The following is an 18024-nucleotide window of genomic DNA, read 5'->3' on the forward strand; positions in this document are numbered from 1 at the left end:
GCTCATCAGAGGACCGACCTCCACAGCGTCATGAGGAAGCTGAGAGCGCGGCATTCATGCTCACTCAGGTCCGGATGCCAGGTGTCGAGCAGGAGTACGGAGCGCCAGCTGTCCGCGTCGTTGCGCACGGCATGCTCGAAGGAATCGTCGAAGACCAGGACCTTGCCCTCCTCCCAGCTTCGGGTTTCTGTGCCCACCCGCATGGCGCAGTTCGGTGGTACGACCAGGCCGAGGTGCGCGCGAATGCGCGTGTTCGTGAAGCCGCAGTGCGGCTTCACGTCGGTGCCCGGCGCCATCCGGGAGAAGTACGCCATGCCGGCCGATGCGATGCCCGGCACCTGCTGAAGAGTCTGAGAGGTGTCCGGGCACCGGGCGTGGTTTTCCTCGTAGCGCCGTCCCAGATTGAAGAAGTGGTACGTCGTCCACTGTCCGCTCGCCGCGAGCGTCCCGGATTCCGGGTGTACTGACATGGCGCCGGACTGTTCGAGCAGTTCACGCCGGATGTCCGGGAAGTTCCGCTCCAACACCTTTGCCCACGGAAAGCGGTCGGGGTCGTGCCACGGCCGCGCCTCCAGGCCGGGACACAGGAACGCCGGACCCTGCAACGGGGCGCCGCGGTCACCGGCGCCCTCCAGGCCGTCGAGGATCCGTTCCAGTGCGGATCGGTCGATACCGGTGTCGTCAGACCATTGCATGAGCGCGGCCACATCGTTGGCGCGCTGCTCCTCGTTCATCGAACTTCCTTCCCGTGAGACGGTGGCCCGAGGTGACATGGAGCATCCTCGGTCGACTCGTGAAAAACTATGCGCACCTTTGGGGAGATTTCTTCACCGGGATTGGAGGTGATGTTGGAATTTCTTCGTCACCCTCCGGTGCCGCTGCGCCCGCAATACCGCATCGGCCAGCACGTCCGTGGTGTCCACGGTCGGCAGGTGTGAAGTGCGGCTCGGATTGATCACGGGTAGCTCGGTGCAGCCGAGCACTATTGAGTCCGCACCGGAACGCGGTGCGATCTCATTGATCCACTGTGCGAACTTTCGTCGACAGGCCTCGAGGTCATTTCCGCGTTTGACCGCCTCGATGAATCCGTTCACCTCGTGTTGCTCCGAAGCAGACGGATAGTGTGCGCGGATACTGTCCTCCAGATGCCGCTCATACAGGCCGAGCCTGATTGTCGATTCCGTGGCCAGGACGAGCGGGTGGCGGTACTGCCGCTCGCGTAGCCGTCGCCCTGTCTCCTCGAGCAGGTTGAAGACGGGCACGCCCCCGGCTGCGGCTATCTCTTCCCGATAGGCGTGGGTCGTCGCGGACGGGATCACGATGCTCTCCGCGCCGGCCGCAACCAGCCGACGGGCCACCTTCACGAGAACGGGGACCGGGCTGGGCCCCGTTCCGGCCAGGTGGGCGATCCGGCTCGGTACCCGGTCCGCGATGAGGATGACGGTGGGATAGTCCTCGTCCCGGTCGGCCCCGCTCCGCTGCAACAGCCTCTGATAGAAGTGGGCAGCCGCAAGCGGTCCGACCCCGCCCACCACTCCGATGGCGCCGGTCATGCGAGCACCTCCAGAAGACGCTGGGCCAGGACCCGCACGTGCGGCGCGTCCATCACGTCGTGGTGGTTGCCCGGCACGGTGACCGTGTGCACCGCACCCTTGGTTCGTCGAGCCCAACTCTCAGGCCGCACCTGGGGGTTCGGCAGAGAAGGGTGCAGGTCCGCAGTGCGGAACAGATAGATGTCGCTCTCGATCCGGCGCGTGGTCCGATATTCGTCCGCGATCCTGCCGTTGGCGGTGAAGACGTCCACCATGCGCCGAACGGCGCGCGCGTCGGCGTGCCGTGCGACGCGGTGCTCGGACAGCAGCAGATGGCTCAGTCGCTCCTTCGCCTCTTCCATGCCGCCCTCACCGCGCAGCGCTTCGGTGTCGATGCCGTGCAGCAAGCCGACCCTGTCCAACTCGTCGGCCTCTGCGTACCAGCCATCGATGCCGTCCTCGCCGAATGCCCGCGCGTCGATGACTCCGAGAAAGGACACCCGCTCGCCCGCCGCCTCGAGCTGCGCGGCCATCTCGTGAGCCACATTCCCGCCGAAGGACCAGCCCGCCAGCAGATAGGGGCCGTGCGGCCGGACCTCGGTTATGGCATCGAGGTAGCGGCGAGCCATCTCGGGGATTCCGGTGAGCGGGGCGGCGTCGCTGTTGTAGCCCACCGCTTCGACGCCGTAAACAGGCCGGGCTTCGCCGAGTTCCTGCACCAGCGCGACGTACGAAGACACTCCTCCGGACTGGGGATGGATCAGGAACAGGGGCGGGGAGGAGGAAGTGCTGCGGTTCATCCTGAAGAGCAGGCGTTCGGCCTGAGTCCCGCTTCTGGCGAGCTCCTCCGCCAATTGTTCCACGGTTCTGGCGATGAAGACCGTGCTGAGCGGGACGTCGATACCTGTCTGGGCGTGGACCCGCTGGATCATTTCGACGGCTTTCAGGGAGTGGCCACCTATGTGGAAGAAGTCCTCCCGCACGCCGATCGGACTCCGGTCCAACAGCTCCTCCCAGATGCCCGTCAGTTGCAATTCCAGACGGTCCCGCGGTAGCACGTGCTCGCCGACCGGTTCACGTCGTGGTTCGGGGAGCGCAGCGTGATCCACCTTGCCGTGCGGTGTTCTGGGGAGCGCGTCGAGCACGACGTAGTGTGACGGCTGCAGTTGCGGAGGGAGCGTTGCACCGAGCCGGCTGCGCAACGCCCCGATGTCCACCGGTGTGCTGCCTGCCTCTACGTAGGCGACCAGTTCCGTCTCGTCGCCGGGGGCCCTTCTGGCGACGACCGCCGCATCCCTCACGCCGGGCCCGGCGCACAGGGTGGCCTCCACTTCGCTCGGCTCCACCCGGACGCCACGAATCTTGACCTGCCGGTCGGTTCTGCCGTGGAACACCAAGTGCCCCTGGGCGTTCCATCTCGCCAGGTCGCCGGTGCGGAACATCAGGCCGCCGGCAGGTCCATGAGGGTTGGCCACGAAGCGTTGGGCAGTCAACGCCGGGGCTCCGTGGTACCCTCGCGCGAGTCCCGCCCCCGTCAGGTAGACCTCACCGACCGCCCCCGCCGGCAGCGGCTGTAGTTGTGCGTCGAGGATCAGGCAAGCGGCCCCGTGGATCGGCCTGCCGATCGGCAGCGGTCCGGCGACCGGCTCCTCTGCTGAGATGCGATGCCAGGTGGACGTCATGGTGCACTCGGTCGGGCCGTACTGGTTGACGACGATAACGTCGGAGCCCAGTGTTCGAGCACGGCGGACCTGACCTGAGGTCAGTGCCTCGCCACTGGTCAGCACGAGGCGTACATCCAGGTCCCCGGCCTCGTCATCCGGTTGCGTCGTACTCAGCGCGGTCAGCAAGGAAGGCACGACCGACAGCAGTACGTTCACGCCCCGGCGGCTCATTTCCTTTCGGATCGCGCGGGGATCCCGGACGCCGGCCTCCTCGGACACCACCACGTGGGAGCCGCAGACCAGCGGACCGACGATGTCCCGGATGGACGCGTCGAAGGACAGGGCAGCCAGCTGCATGACCGTGTCGCCGGGCCCGAGCCCGTGAGACGTACGCAGGTACTCGAGGTAGTTGACCACTCCCCGGTGGGTTGTCACCACGCCCTTGGGAGTGCCGGTGGAACCAGAGGTGTAGGTGATGTAGGCAGCGTCGTCCGGCCGGTGGGTCGTTCGCACCGGGCCGTCCGGGTGGTCCCGCAGTTCTTCCCCCGCCGCGTCGAGTAGCAGTGTGCTGCGAAACGTGGGGAGGTCGGGCAGCGCGGCATGGCGGCCGTCGGTGAGTAGGATCTCCGCCGCGCTCTCGCGCAGCACGAGGGCATTGCGGCCGACGGGTGCTCCGCTGTCCAACGGTACGCACGGGGCTCCGGAGGCCAGGACGGCCAGCAGCGCCACGACTGTGTCCACCGAACGATCGGCTAGCAGGCCCACGGGGCGTTGCGGGCCTGCGCCGTGGGCGAGCAGCCACCTGGCCAGGCGGTTGACCCTGGCGTCGAGCTGCGCGTAGCCGAGGCTTTGGGAGCCACAGGTGACGGCGGTCGCCTCGGGGGTTCTGCGCGCCTGGGCCTGGACCAGGTCGTATGCACGACGCTCGTCCGTATCAGGTGCCGGGGTCAGACGCGCCACGTCGTGCGCGTCGGGCGCGGGCAGCCGCGCTACGTTGCACTCGGGATCGGCGACTGCTGCCGCGAGGGAGTCGAGGAAGAGACGGACGAGGTGCGCCATCGACTCGTGCCGGTAGAGATCCGTGGCATAGGTGACTGTCCCCGTCATGCCCTGGTCCGATTCCACGACCACCACGCTCAGGTCGAACTTCGCGGACTCTTCCGGGACGGGGAAGGGTTCGACCCGAACGCCGGGCAGGTGCAGGTCCGCGAGCTCGTCGGAGCCATGGGCGAACATGATCTGGAAGAGCGGATGCCGGCTCAGCTCCCGTTCGGGCCGCAGTTCCTCCACGAGTCGCTCGAAGGGCACGCCGTGGTGTGCCTCCGCCTCGACGACTTCGTGCCGTACCTGGCTCAGCAGATCCACGAACCTCAGCCCGTCCGTGACACGGCCCCGCAGCACCACAGTGTCGACGAAGGGGCCGATGACGTCCTCCAGTTCGGGGTACAGACGGCCCTGGCCTGCCATGGGGGAGCCGAGCACGATGTCCGGGCGCCCGGAGAGCCGAGAGACCACCGTCATGAAGGCGGCCATGAGCGTGATGTACACCGTGGTGCCGTGCCGCTTGGACACCTCCCGCACCTGTGCCGCGACCTCGTGGGGGATGACGAACTCGAGGGTCCGACCCCGGCCCGTGAACTCCGCCGGCCGGGGCAGATCGGTGGGTAGTTCGGTCGGCGCGGTGCTCTGCAGCCGTTCCTTCCAGAAGGCGAGGTCGTCCTCCACCGGTGCTTCGCGGTTTAGTTCCCAGTGGGCGAAGTCGCCGAATTGCCTGGTGATCCGGGGCGGTTCGGTGCCGGTGTGCCCGAGCCGGGCACGGTAGAACCCGCTGAGGTCGCGGAACAGGACGGGCAGGGACGAACCGTCGACGACGCTGTGGTGCAGCGCGAGTGCCAGGACATGCTCCTGAGGACGAAGCCGCAGGAGCCGCGCGCGTAGGAGTGGTCCTTCGGTGAGGTCGAAAGGTTGGTGGGCCAACTCGGCAGCCCGGGCAGCCGAGTCCGTCACCGGGTCTGCGGAGCTGGTGAGGTCCATGGTGGCCAGCCAGGGACTGGGCGACACGTCCACGATCTGCTGGAGGGTGCCGTCTGCGTACCCGAAGCGGGTACGCAGAATGTCATGCCTGGCTACGACGTCCTCCAGCGCAGCACGCAGTGCCTCCTCGTCCAGCCACCCGTGGAGCCTCAGCACCGGAGCGACGTTGTACGCGCATCCGCCTGCCCGGAGTTGCTCAAGGAACCACATGCGTCGCTGTGTGTACGACGCGGGAGCTGGGGCTCCTCCCGGCCTACGCGGGATGATTGCGGCGCGTTCGGTGTTCCCGAGCGCCACCGCGAACTCGGCGACCGTGGGAGCCTCGAACAGCGAGCGCACCGTGATCTCCAGGTCGAGTGCGGCGCGCAAGCGCGCCACACTCTGAGCGGCGCGGCGGGAGTCCCCGCCGAGGGTGAAGAAGTTGTCGTTGACGTCGATCCGTTCCAGCCCGAGCACTGCCGCCCATACCGCCGCGATGCGCTCTTCTCGCTCGGTCCCGGGTTTCCCGCCGGTGCTCGGAGTCATCGGTGCGGGCTGCTGGGTGAGTGCGGATCGGTCGATCTTGCCACTCGAGGTGAGCGGCAGCCGGTCGAGCGACACCCAACCGGTGGGGACCATGTAGGCGGGAAGGCTCTGGGAGACGTGGTCGCGGAGCGCCTGTTGGCCGGGGTCGATCCCGTTTCGCGGAACCGTATAGCCCACCAGGCGCCGACCGGTGCCTGAGCCGTGGGCGCGCACCACCGCCTGGGCCACGTCGGGATGCGTGCGCAGGCAGCTCTCGATCTCCTGGAGCTCGATCCGGTGACCACCGACCTTCACCTGCTCGTCGTTGCGTCCGACGAACTCGAGCCGGTCTTCCATGAGCCGACGTACGAGGTCTCCCGTGCGGTACATGCGTGTGCCGGGCTCACCAAATGGATCGGGAACGAAGCGCTCGGCCGTCAGCGCCGACCGGCCGAGGTAACCGTGAGCGACACCGGAACCGGCGAGATACAACTCGCCGGTTGTACCGACCGGGACCGGCCGCATCCTGCTGTCCAGGACGTAAACACTGGTACGGCTGAGGGGTCTGCCGATGGAGACCGGGGCCGTAGAACCCGGCATGGATGCACCGTCGTGACCGGTCAGCTCTTGTGCGGTCGACCAGATGCTCGTCTCGGTCGGTCCGTAGACGTTCCACAGAGCGCTCACCCGGCGCCGGAGGCTGACAGCCAGCGGCTCGGGCAGCGTTTCTCCCCCGCACAGAACCCGCACGTCACCGCCGGTCCATCCGGTCTCGATGAGGACCGACCACCCTGTGGGGGTGGCTTGAAGCACGGTGATCCCAGCCGACTCCACGACCTCCATGAGCAACTGCCCGTCCTGAGTGACCTCGCGGGCCAGAACGTGCACAGTGCTTCCCGCAGTGAGCGGGACCAGCAGCTCCAGGACGGAGATGTCGAAAGACACGGTGGTGAGCGCGCCGACGACGTCGTGGGGGCCCAGGTTCAGACGTTCCTTCATGTCCTGGGCGAGGTTCACGACACCGCGGTGGGGCACCATGACCCCCTTGGGGTGCCCCGTAGAGCCCGAGGTGTAGATCACGTAGGCGAGCTGTTCCGGCGTGCCTGTCGGCAGGGTGTCGGATGCAGCCTCGGCGATGGCTGGCGCGTCGCGGTTGAGGTCGACAACGTCGAGATGGGCGGGCACGGGGGTCTCGCCCAGGAGGCTGCCCCTACTGACGAGCTGCCGGATGGCACCGTTCGACAGCAGGGAGTTCACTCGCTGTCGGGGGAGCGACGGGTCGATGGGGACGTAGGCGCCCCCTGCCCGCATGATGGCCAGCAGGGTGACCACCAGGTCGGTGGAGCGTTCCAGGTGCACACCGACAATGCCGCCGGTGCGCAGACCGCGTCGTCGGAGCCAGGTGGCCAGCTGTGCCGAGCGATCCGCCAGTTCCCGGTAGGACAGCGTCCGATTGCCGCAGCGGACCGCCGCGGCATCCGGGGTGGCTTTGGCCTGGTCCAGGATGAGGTGGTGCAAGCACTTTTCCACAGGCGGAAGTTGTTTCCGCGCATCACACTGCGACAGTGATGCGTACTCTTCCTGAGGCCCGAGTCCGTCCAGTTCGGACAGCCGCCGGCTCGGATCGGACGCGACGCTGAGAAGCAGGCGCTGGTAGCGCTCGACCAGGTGCTCCACCGTTTCGCGGTTGAACAGGTCGGTGGCGAAGATCGCCTGCCCGGACAGGACGTTTGCCTGTTCGGACAGAGAGAAGGTGAGGTCGAACTTGGAGGAGCGGGTGTCGGGTGCCACCGATGTGACCGTGGCGTTCGGGAGCCGGTAGTCCTCTTGCTCGACGTTCAGCTGGAACATGACCTGGAAGAGGGGGTTCTGACTGAGGCTGCGCTCTGGGCGCAGGTCCTCCACCAACTTCTCGAAAGGCACGTCTTGGTGGGAGTAGGCGCCCACCACAGTCTCACGCGTTCGCCCGACGAGCTCTTCGAACGTGGGGTCTCCCGACACGTCCGTGCGTAGCACCAGGGTGTTTGCCAGGAGCCCGATCAAGGATTCCAGTTCGGCGTGGGTCCGTCCGGCGACCGGAGTGCCCACCGTGATGTCCTCATGTCCCGCGTGACGGGCCAAGAGTGCCTGGAAGGCGGCAAGGAGGGTGACGAACAGGGTGGCACCCCGGCCGTGACCGATCTCGGCCAGTTTGCTGGTGATGGCGGCGGGGACGGTGAAGGAGACGGCGTCGCCGCGTCCGGACCAATAACGGGGACGGTGACGGTCGGGGGGGAGACGGAGGGGCCGCAGGCTCTCCAACTGTTCGCGCCAGTAACCTATCTGACGTTCCATGCCGTCGCCCACCAGCTGCTCTCGCTGCCAGTGTGCGAAGTCGCTGTACTGCAGGGTGGTCTCGGCGAAGGCGGGCCGTTCGCCCAGTCGGAGGGCCTCGTAGACCTGGGCGATCTCGGCCCACAGCAGCGGCAGCGACCAACCGTCCGCGGCGATGTGGTGAATGCCGAGCACCAGGAGGTGTTCCTGAGTGGACTGCCGAATCACATCGATGCGGATCATCGGGGCCCTGCTCAGATCGAACGGTTCCTGAACGGCGGCGCGGACGGCGTCCTGGACCTCTCCTTCACGTTCGGCGGCCGGCACCTTGCTGACGTCGGTCATCCGAAGGGGTACCTCGGTCACCTCGCTCACTACGGGCACCGGGAGCCCATCGCGATCCACGAACGCGGTACGAAGTACCTGGTGGCGCTCGACCACCGTGGTGGCGGCCCGCTGGAACAGCTCCGCGTCGAAGACCCCGTCAATCCGCAAGATCACGGGAATGACGTACAGGGAACGGTCGTCCAGCAGGCGGTCCAGCAGCCACAGGCGCTCCTGGGCGGACGAGGCCACCGGTTCGCCCTGGGCCGGGGGGCGGCGCGGCACCGTGTCCGAGGTTCCGTCTCGAGACCCGACCCGGGCGGCGCGGATGCGCTCGGCGACTCGGGCACGCCGCACGTCGGAGACCCTGTCTTCGCCCGCGGTCATGCTGGTTCCCCCTTCGGGTCGCTTGATCGGTACGGCCGCGGCTCGGGCGGCGAGACATCCTGACCGGGTTGTGCGTCACCGGACTCGGCCAAGTCCGCCAGCAGCGCGTCCTCAACGGCCTCCGCGAGACCCCGGATGGTGCGGTGTTCGAAGAGCAGACCCACCGGGAATTCGAAGTCCAACGCCCTGCGCAGGCGTGAGATGACGCGCATGGCGAGCAGGGAATGGCCGCCCAGGGCGAAGAAATCGTCGAACACGCCGAGATGCCGGGGTATGCCGAGCACGGCCGACCAAATGCCCGCGACCAGGTGCTCGGCCTCGCTGCTCGGTGGAGTGCTGTCTGCGGGCAGCCCAGTGTCGCCAGGATCGGGCAGGGCCTTCCTGTCCACCTTGCCGCTGGCTGTCATGGGAATGGCGTCGAGGAGGGTGAAGGAGCCGGGGATCATGGCCGACGGCAGCCGTTCGGAGGCGAACTCCCACAGTTCCCGGGCGGACGGCGCCTGATCGGACTCGGCCGGCACCACGTATGCCGCCAGACGCTGATCGTCCGGAGATGGGGCCCACTTCACCACCACCGCACGGGACACCAGTGGGTGCAGCCGGAGCGTCTGTTCGATCTCTCGCGGCTCGATCCGAATGCCGCGGATCTTCACCTGGTGGTCGGTGCGCCCCAGGAACAGCAGCGAGCCGTCCGGGCGGCGCAGGCCCTTGTCGCCGGTGCGATAGAGGCGTTCTCCGGGAGAGAAGGGGCTGGCGACAAAAGCCTCGGCGGTCTTGCGCGGATCGTCCCAGTAGCACCGTGCCAGGCCTCGGCCGGCGAGGTAGAGCTCCCCGGGTGTGCCCACGGGTGCCGGTTCCAGCCGGTCGTCCAGCACGTAGACCTGATGGTTGTCGATCGGCAGCCCGACGGGGATCTCAGGCTGGCCGACGTCGTGGGCAGTGCACGTGTGGATGGTGGAGTCGATGGAGACCTCCGTGAGTCCCCACTGGTTGTGCAGTGCGCAGCCTGCGTTCCCCATCCGTTCGTAGAACAGCGCGACGAGGTCGGGCGGAAGTGCCTCCCCGCTGGATATCACGTGCCGCAGAGCTCCCATCGCGTCAGCCGCGTGGGGTGGGAGGTCCTCCAGGAAGAGAGCGAGGATGCTCGGGACGAACTGCACAACGGCGACCTGGTGCTCGACGATCGCCCGCGCGATCGCGTGCGGGTCACGGTGAAGTCCGGGGCCGAGTAGGGCGACAGTGCCGCCGACCATCAGCGGCCAGAAGATCTCCACTGCGGAGTCGTCGAAGCTGAGCACGGTCTTGTGCAGCACGACCTCACCGGGCTTCAACTGGTGTTGCCGCTGCATCCATTGCATCCGGCTGACCCAGCCGGCGTGCGTGCTGGCGACCCCCTTGGGAATACCGGTGGAGCCGGACGTGTAGTAGAGGGACACCAGGTGCCCCGGCAGGACCGGGGCGTTGAGCGGTGTCTCTGGAGAGGACATGAGGGCACTGATGTCAAGGGGCACCGGCGTGGCCGGGCCCGTCCCGGGAAGCCGCTCGCGGTGGGCGGCCGTGGTCAGGCACACCGGCGCTGCCGCGTCCGCAAGGATCTGGACGGCTCGTCCGCTGGGCACATCGGGATCCAGCGGTAGGTAGGCACCGCCGGCCTTGAGTACGGCGAGAAGTCCCACCACCAGTTCGACCGAACGGTCCGCCCACACGCCCACCGGCACATCGGGGCCCACCCCGTGGTCGTGCAGCCGGTGGGCAAGCCGGTTGGCCAGGCCGTCCAGCTCGGCGTACGTCAGGGAACGCCGGCCGTCGGTCACGGCGGTGGCCCCCGGTGTGCGCTGAGCTTGCTCCTCGAACAATTGATGCAGACAGGAGCTGTCCGTCTCCTCCTTGACGGTGGTGTCGTTCCAGCGGTGGAGTTGCTCGTGTCGTTCCTCGGCAGTGAGTAGCCGGAGCCCTGAGACGGCAGCGTCCGGCTCGCCAACGGCGTGGCCGAGCAGTCGCACGAAGTAGTCCGCGAAACGCTGAACGGTGGCCCGGTCGAAGAGATCGCAGCTGTACTCGATCAGACCGGACATGCCGGTCGGTCCGCCGTCCTCACCAGAAGCCTCGGCGAACTCGAAAGCCAGGTCGAACTTGGCGTACACGCGGTCGGCGGGGGCCTCGGTGACCTGCAGCTCCGGTAGCTCCAACCGGGCGTCATCGGTGTTGTGCAGGATCAGCATGACCTGGAACAGCGGATGCCGCGCGAGCGAGCGTGACGGGTTCAGTTTTTCCACCAGACGCTCGAAGGGCAGCTCCTGGTGGTCGTAAGCCTCCAGGTCGACCGATCGAACACGGCTCAGCAGTTCCCGGAAGCCGGGGTCGCCGGACACATCCGTGCGCATCACGACGGTGTTGATGAAGAACCCGACGAGGTCGTCGAGAGCATCGTCCATGCGCCCTGCGACGGCCGATCCCAGCGGGATGTCCGTGCCTGCGCCCAGCCGGTGCAGCAGGGCGGCCAACGCTGCCTGCAGCACCATGAATACCGTGGTGTCCGATGCGCGGGCCAGGTCGTGGACGCCACGGTGGAGTTCGTCGGTGAGGCGGAAGTGGACCACGCCGCCGGCGTAGCTCGCCAGGGCGGGACGTGGGCGGTCCAGCGGGAGGTCGAGCTCCTCGGGGATGCCTTCGAGTGCCGTCGTCCAATACGCCCGCTGAAGGGACAGCAGACTCTTCGGATCGGACTCCGAGCCCAGCAGCTCGCGCTGCCACAGGGTGAAGTCGGCGTACTGCACCGGGAGGCTGGACCACTGCGGAGGCCGGCCTGATCGGCGGGCTTCGTAGGCGGTGCGCAGATCCCGGAACAGCGGGCCCTGGGACCACCCGTCGCCCGCGATGTGATGGATGACGAGAACCAGCGTGTGTGTGGCGGTGCCACTGGAAAGCAGGTGGGCCCGGACGGGGATGTCGACGGTGAGGTCGAATTCCTGACTTCGCAGCTCGGCCACTGTTGCTGCTGCGGCGCTCGCAGGGATGGTGGTGACCGTCAGCAGGCCCGTCGGCGGCGGGAGTACGACCTGATGCGGTTCGCCGTCATGTTCGGGAAACACCGTGCGCAGACTCTCGTGCCGGCCGACGACATCCCCCAGTGCCTGCTGTAGGACCTCGATTTCCAGCGGCCCCGACAGGTGCCAGACGAAAGGCGTGTTGTACGCCGCCCGCTGCGTCTCCAGCCTGTTCAAGAACCACAGCCGCTGCTGCGCAAAGGACAGCGGGAGGGCCTCGGGACGCGATCGCGGTTCCAACGCCGGCCGTGCCTGCCGCCCCTGGTGCAAGATCTGACTCAGACCGGCAACCGTGGGGGTGGCGAACAGAGCCTGCACGCCGATCTCCACTTGGAACGACGATCGGATGCGGCTGATCAGCCTGATGACCAGGAGTGAATGCCCACCCAGCTCGAAGAAGTTGTCATCGATGGTCACCTGTTCCACACCGAGGACCTCGGCGAACAGGAGACAGAGATCTCCTTCGAGGGCGGTGCGCGGCGGCCGTCCCGAAGAGCGCGGCGAGAAGTCGGGAGTCGGCAGAGCCTTGTGGTCCACCTTTCCGTTCGCGGTCAGCGGCAGCCGATCCAGGTAGACCATCATGGCCGGAACCATGTAGTCGGGGAGAACGACACGGGCGTGGTCACGCAGTGCTGCTTCGTCACGCCGTCCCGCCGCCGGCACGACGTAGGCCACAAGGCGCTTGTCACCCGGCTGGAACTCGTGGGCGACCACGGTCACGTGCTGCACATCCGGGTGATCCGCCAGCACCACTTCGATTTCACCCAGTTCGACACGGAAACCGCGTATCTTCACCTGGCTGTTGGTGCGTCCCAGAAACACCAGTTCGCCGTCCGCACGCCAACGGCCGAGATCACCCGTGCGGTACATCCGTTCACCTGCAGCCCCGAACGGGCACGCCACGAACCGCTCCGCCGTCAGACCCGGACGCTCCAGATACCCCCGCGCCAGCTGAACACCCGCGATATATATCTCACCCGGCGCACCCACTGGCACTGGCTGCAGACTCGCATCCAGCACATACACCCGGGTGTTCCACAGCGGCCGGCCAATCGGTACGACTCCGGCCGGGGTATTCTCGTCCCTTGCTATACGGAACTCGAGACACCCGACAGTGGTTTCCGTCGGACCGTACTCGTTGACCACTTCCGTCCTGGGATGGCCTGCCAGCCACGGCGCAATCGTCGCACCGGTGAGCTGTTCACCGCCGACGACCAACTCACCGCCCCGGGCGAGATACTGCGGCAACCCGCGCAGCAGCGGGATGTGGCTGGGCGTGCCCTTGAGGAAGGTCACCTCACCAGCCACCTCGACCTCCTCGTCCAAGGACGCAATGACCATGCGTCCGCCCGCGCACAGCGGCCCGTAAAGCGATGTCACCGCAAGGTCGAACGCCGGAGACGTATGCAACAGGGTTTGTCCGGCGAGAGACGGATAGGCAGACAGGCTCCACAGCAGATAGTTGGTCAGCGCACCGTGCTCAATCACAACACCCTTGGGCCGGCCGGTGGAACCCGATGTGTAGATCACATAGGCGGGGTGGGAGACCAGCAGGGGCGAACCGCGCTCGGAATCCGTGACGTTCGCGCCGGACTTGGACCCCGTCGTTGCGATGAAGTGCGGCGTGTCGAGCACGAGGATGGGCAGTTCAGCGGGTACTGTCCCCATCAAGTCAGCCAACGTGATCGCGCACTTGGGTCCCGCGTCCGCAAGCATGAAGGTGAGCCGGTCGGCTGGATGGCTGAGGTCCATGGGAATGTACGCGGCACCCGCCTTCAGCACCGCGAGAGCCGATGTCACGAACTCCACCGAACGGGGCAGTACCAGTGCGACTGTGTCCTCCGGGCGTACACCGCTTTCGATCAGAACCCTGGCCAGACGATTGGCACGGTCGTTGACCTCCGCATAGGTCAAGGTCGCGTTCTGGGACACCAGGGCCACCGCGTCGGCGTGTTCCGCGACGCTTTGTTCGAAGAGCACCGGCAGTGTGTACGGCGGTACTGGTACCGCCGTGTCGTTCCACCGGCTCAGCATCGCGTGCCGCTCGTCAGGTCCAAGTAGGTCCAGTCCCGAGACGTGCTCGTCCGGAGCCTCCACGGAGTGACCGAGGAGCCGCAGGAAGTACTGGGCGAATCCCTGGACCGTGGCATCGTCGAACAGATCGCGGCTGTACTCAATGACGGCATTCAGACCAGCCGCTTCTCCGCCGGACCCCAGGTGCTCGGTGAACTCGAAGGTGAGGTCGAACGCACCGCGCACAGGGTCCGGCGGTGTCTCGCTGACGGCCAGGCCCGGCAGCCTCAGTTCGCTTCCGTCGAGGTTCTGCAGGACGAGCATGACCTGGAAGAGCGGGTGCCGGGAGAGGGAGCGCTCTGGATGCACGTGCTCGACCAGCTGTTCGAATGGCACGTCCTGGTTCGCGTAAGCCTCGAGATCCACTCCACGCACGCGGGCCAGCAGCTCGTGGAAGGTGGGGTCCTGGGAGACATCCGTGCGCAGCACGAGCGTGTTCACGAAGAAGCCGACAAGGTCGTCGAGGGCCTCGTCCACGCGCCCGGCAACCGCCGTACCGATCGGGATATCCGTTCCGGCGCCCAGTCGGTGAAGCAGTGCCGCCAGGGCCGAGTGCAGCACCATGAACACTGTGGTTCCGGAGGACTGGGCGAGCTGCACCATCTTCCGATGGAGCTCGGTGCCCACGCGAAGATGTACGACGCCTCCGTTCCGGCTTGGCACGGAGGGGCGAGGGCGGTCCACTGGAAGACTCAGCTCCGTTGGGATGCCGGTCAAGGTCTTCGTCCAGTAGTCCAGCTGACGGGACAACATACTGGACGGATCGGCGGATGATCCCAGCAGATGACGTTGCCACATCGTGTAGTCGGCGTATTGCGCCGGCAACTCGGACCACGTCGGCGGCCGCCCCACCCGGCGGGTCGTATAGGCGGAACTCAGATCCCTGAACAGCGGGCCACGAGACCACTCATCAGTGGCTATGTGATGCAGGACGAGCACCAGCACATGGTGGTTCGGCTCGACTCCGAAGAGCCTGACGGCGACAGGTGGCTCTGACTCCAGATCGAAGCAGCGTTCCACGACTGCGCTGATCTCCTCCTCCAGGCGGCCAGGGGAGACAGCTTCCACCGTCAGCTCGCCGACCGACTGCGCAGGGTCGAGCACGATCTGACAGGGTGTCCCATCCACCTCGGGAAACACGGTGCGCAGGCTTTCGTGGCGCCGGACCACGTCTTCCAGCGCTGCCCTCAGCGCCGACACGTCGAGTTCCCCGGTCAGTCGGAGAACGAACGGGATGTTGTAGGAGAGCCGGAGGTTCTCGATGGTGTGCGCGAACCACAATCGCTGCTGGCCGAATGACAGCGGCAGGACGGCAGGACGTTCTCTCCTGTCCAGCGGCGGGCGCGCTTCGTCGGCTGCGTCGATGACCCGGGCCAGCTCCGCGACTGTCCGTGCCGAGAAGAGCTCCCGTGGACTGAGTTCCACCTTCAGCGTGACGCGGATGCGACTGATCAGCCGCACCACCAGCAAGGAGTTGCCACCGAGTTCGAAGAAGTCGTCGTCGATACTCACCCGCTCGGTTCCCAGGACCTGGGCGACCAGACTGCACAGCAGCTCTTCCCGGCCGTCGCGCGGGGGACGACCCGCGCCCAGAGCAAGGGGGCCAGGCACGGGGAGCGCGCTGCGGCTGATCTTTCCGTTCGCCGTCAGCGGCATTTCGGGGAGCAGCAAGCAGGCCGAGGGGACCATGTATTCCGGCAGGTCGGCCGCGAGGAACGCCCGAAGGGCACCGGGCTGAAGGTCATGGCCTGGCCGCGCCACCGCATAGGCGACGAGCCGGGGGGAGCCGACCGTGTCCTCCCTCAGCGCCACGGCTGCCTGGGTGACGCCCGGGTGCCGGGCCAGCGCTGCCTCGATCTCACCGAGCTCCACCCGGAAGCCCCGTACCTTGACCTGGTCGTCCACTCGCCCTATGTACTCGAGCAGGCCGTTCGCGGCGATCCGCACGGAGTCGCCCGTGCGGTACATGCGTGTTCCGGCCGGGCCGAAGGGGTTCGCCACGAATCGTTCCGCGGTGAGCCCGGATTGGCCCAGATAGCCGCGGGCGAGCGCCTCACCGGCGACGTAGAGCTCTCCGTCCTCGCCCGGCGCGACGGGGGACAGCGAAGAGTCGAGGACATGGACCTGGACGTAGCGGAACGCGGTTCCTATCGGGACCCGGCCCTCGGGGGTGGCCGCTCCCGGAGGCAGCACGTATTCCAGGCAGTTGACCGTGGCCTCAGTTGGACCGTAGGCGTTGACGACCGTGACGTCTGGGTGATCGGCGCGCCAAGCGTCGATGGCGCTGCCCATTAGCGGCTCGCCGCCGAGAATGAGCCTGCGGGAGGGGGCGGTCTCCTCGGACAGGGTGGTCAGGTAGACGAACTGGCTAGGCGTCGCCTTGAGGAACGTCGGTCGCCGAGTGTGTGAGGCGGGGTCCTGCGTGTCCATGAGGTATGCACAGCCACCGCTGACCAGAGGCGTGAACAGTCCGGTGACGGTCATATCGAACGTCATGGTCGAGGGCACAAGTGACTGTTTCGCGTCGTCGCCGTACTCGTCGCGTGCGCGTGCCGCGTAGCAGGCCAGCGAGGAGTGCTCGATCACGACGCCTTTCGGGCGGCCGGTGGAGCCTGAGGTGTAGATGACGTAGGCGGTATTCCAGAGGGACAGCGGTGAGCAGTGTTCCGCGTCAGTTACGTCGACCGGGGCGAACTGGGCGAGGTCCTTCGCCGTCCGCGGAGCGTCCAGCAGCAGATGCGCGATGTACGACGACGGCAGACCGGGGGCGACCGAAGTGGTGCTCACGACGAGCGTGGGTGCGGCATCCTTCAGCACGAACCGCAGACGCTCGGCCGGATGGTCGAGATCCACCGGTACGTAGGCGCCGCCGGCCTTGAGTACGGCGAGCATCGTTACCACGTAGTCCACGGAGCGTGGCAGGGCGATTGCCACCTTCCGCTCCGGCCCAACGCCACGAGCCATCATCTCCCGTGCCAGCTGGTTCGCCCGAGCGTTGAGGCGCGCATAGGAGAGTTCCTCACCGGCCGTGCATATGGCGATTGCGTTCGGGGTTCGCTGTGCCTGCTCCTCGATCATCCGGTGCAGGAAGACATTGCTCGTCATGCCCAGCCCTCCATCCTTCCTCCTGCTGGTCGCGGCCATCTCGTCATGTTCCCGAAGAAGTCGGGGATCTCGGTTGACAAGGCTCGTTCGATGGCGGCCCGGTTGACGTTCAGTCCGACCGCGATGTCAAGCACACCAAGGCCGAAGGGTGAGAAGATCTTGGGCTTGTCGTCACTCACTTGGATCTTGCGGGTCATGAGCTCTGGCAGGGAGCCGTCGATGAATTCGCGGTGCCCAAGAAGCTGCTCGGTCAGGTGCGGGGAGGTGTTTGCTTTGAGGCAGTGATCGACATCGTCCAGGATATTATGGGAGGCAGCCACAATATCGGGACCGATGTCGCGCAGCGAGATGTTGAGGACGACCTGCCCGTTCGAAAAAGCGCCGGGCTGTGTGATGTATGGGGTCGTGGCAGTGGTCGTCAGAACCACTACATCGGAACCGGATATAGCGGACCCCGTCGAAATTCTTGTATCTGAGCGGTATGGAGTTGAGGAGTTTATATAGTGCGCGAGAGACTCCATGTATTGTGATTCTCGGTCGTGTACGAGGAATTTATCCACAGACCACACGCGAGACTCGAAGAAGTCCACTATGGTGCGGGCTATTACTCCAGCTCCTATTAAGGCGATAGTTCCAACGCTTCGGCTTCCTGTCAGCTCTTCGGCACCGAGCACTGCCGAGGCCGCGGTGCGCGCTGCACTGATGTGAGAGGCTTCCAGGAAGGCGAAGGGGTAGCCGGTTTCATAGTCGTTCAGAATAAGGGCAGCGGAGGCCCTGGGGGTGTTTCGCGCGATGTTGGATGGGAAGCTGCTCACCCATTTTATGCCTGCCGCCTCGTAGTCTCCACCGAGGAATGCGGGGAGGGCGATGATGCGGGCATCGGGTTTTTGTGGAAAATTGAGAAAGTGGCTGTCCGGATTCACTGAAGCCCCGCCGGCGTGCAAGAGATAGGCTTCCTTGACCCAGTCCACAACTTGGGTCCGTGAGCTCGATATCACCGTCTCGACAGTGCGGCTGTCGATGATATGGAATGGCAGCATG

Annotated in this window: 5 protein-coding genes; all 5 read right to left on the reverse strand. The window is 66.4% G+C overall.

Annotated features, from left to right (window positions below; translation table 11 throughout):
* Window positions 1-5 precede the first annotated feature (5 nt).
* Complete coding sequence (locus ACIRRS_RS04405) at window positions 6-734, reverse strand: aspartyl/asparaginyl beta-hydroxylase domain-containing protein (protein WP_402964839.1); 729 nt, start codon at window positions 732-734, stop codon at window positions 6-8.
* Between the two features lie 93 nt (window positions 735-827).
* Complete coding sequence (locus ACIRRS_RS04410; RefSeq protein WP_402964842.1) at window positions 828-1553, reverse strand: aspartate/glutamate racemase family protein; 726 nt, start codon at window positions 1551-1553, stop codon at window positions 828-830.
* A complete protein-coding gene (locus tag ACIRRS_RS04415) occupies window positions 1550-8758 on the reverse strand; it encodes an amino acid adenylation domain-containing protein (protein ID WP_402964845.1) in 7209 nt (2402 codons plus the stop codon). The genes ACIRRS_RS04410 and ACIRRS_RS04415 overlap by 4 nt, the downstream gene beginning before the upstream one ends.
* Complete coding sequence (locus tag ACIRRS_RS04420; RefSeq protein WP_402964848.1) at window positions 8755-17022, reverse strand: amino acid adenylation domain-containing protein; 8268 nt, start codon at window positions 17020-17022, stop codon at window positions 8755-8757. Before ACIRRS_RS04420 ends, ACIRRS_RS04415 begins: the two co-directional genes overlap by 4 nt.
* Complete coding sequence (gene sbnB / locus ACIRRS_RS04425) at window positions 16980-18023, reverse strand: 2,3-diaminopropionate biosynthesis protein SbnB (protein ID WP_402964851.1); 1044 nt, start codon at window positions 18021-18023, stop codon at window positions 16980-16982. Before sbnB ends, ACIRRS_RS04420 begins: the two co-directional genes overlap by 43 nt.
* Window position 18024 lies beyond the last annotated feature (1 nt).

The organism is Kitasatospora sp. NPDC101183 (assembly GCF_044767945.1).
GTDB lineage: Bacteria > Actinomycetota > Actinomycetes > Streptomycetales > Streptomycetaceae > Kitasatospora.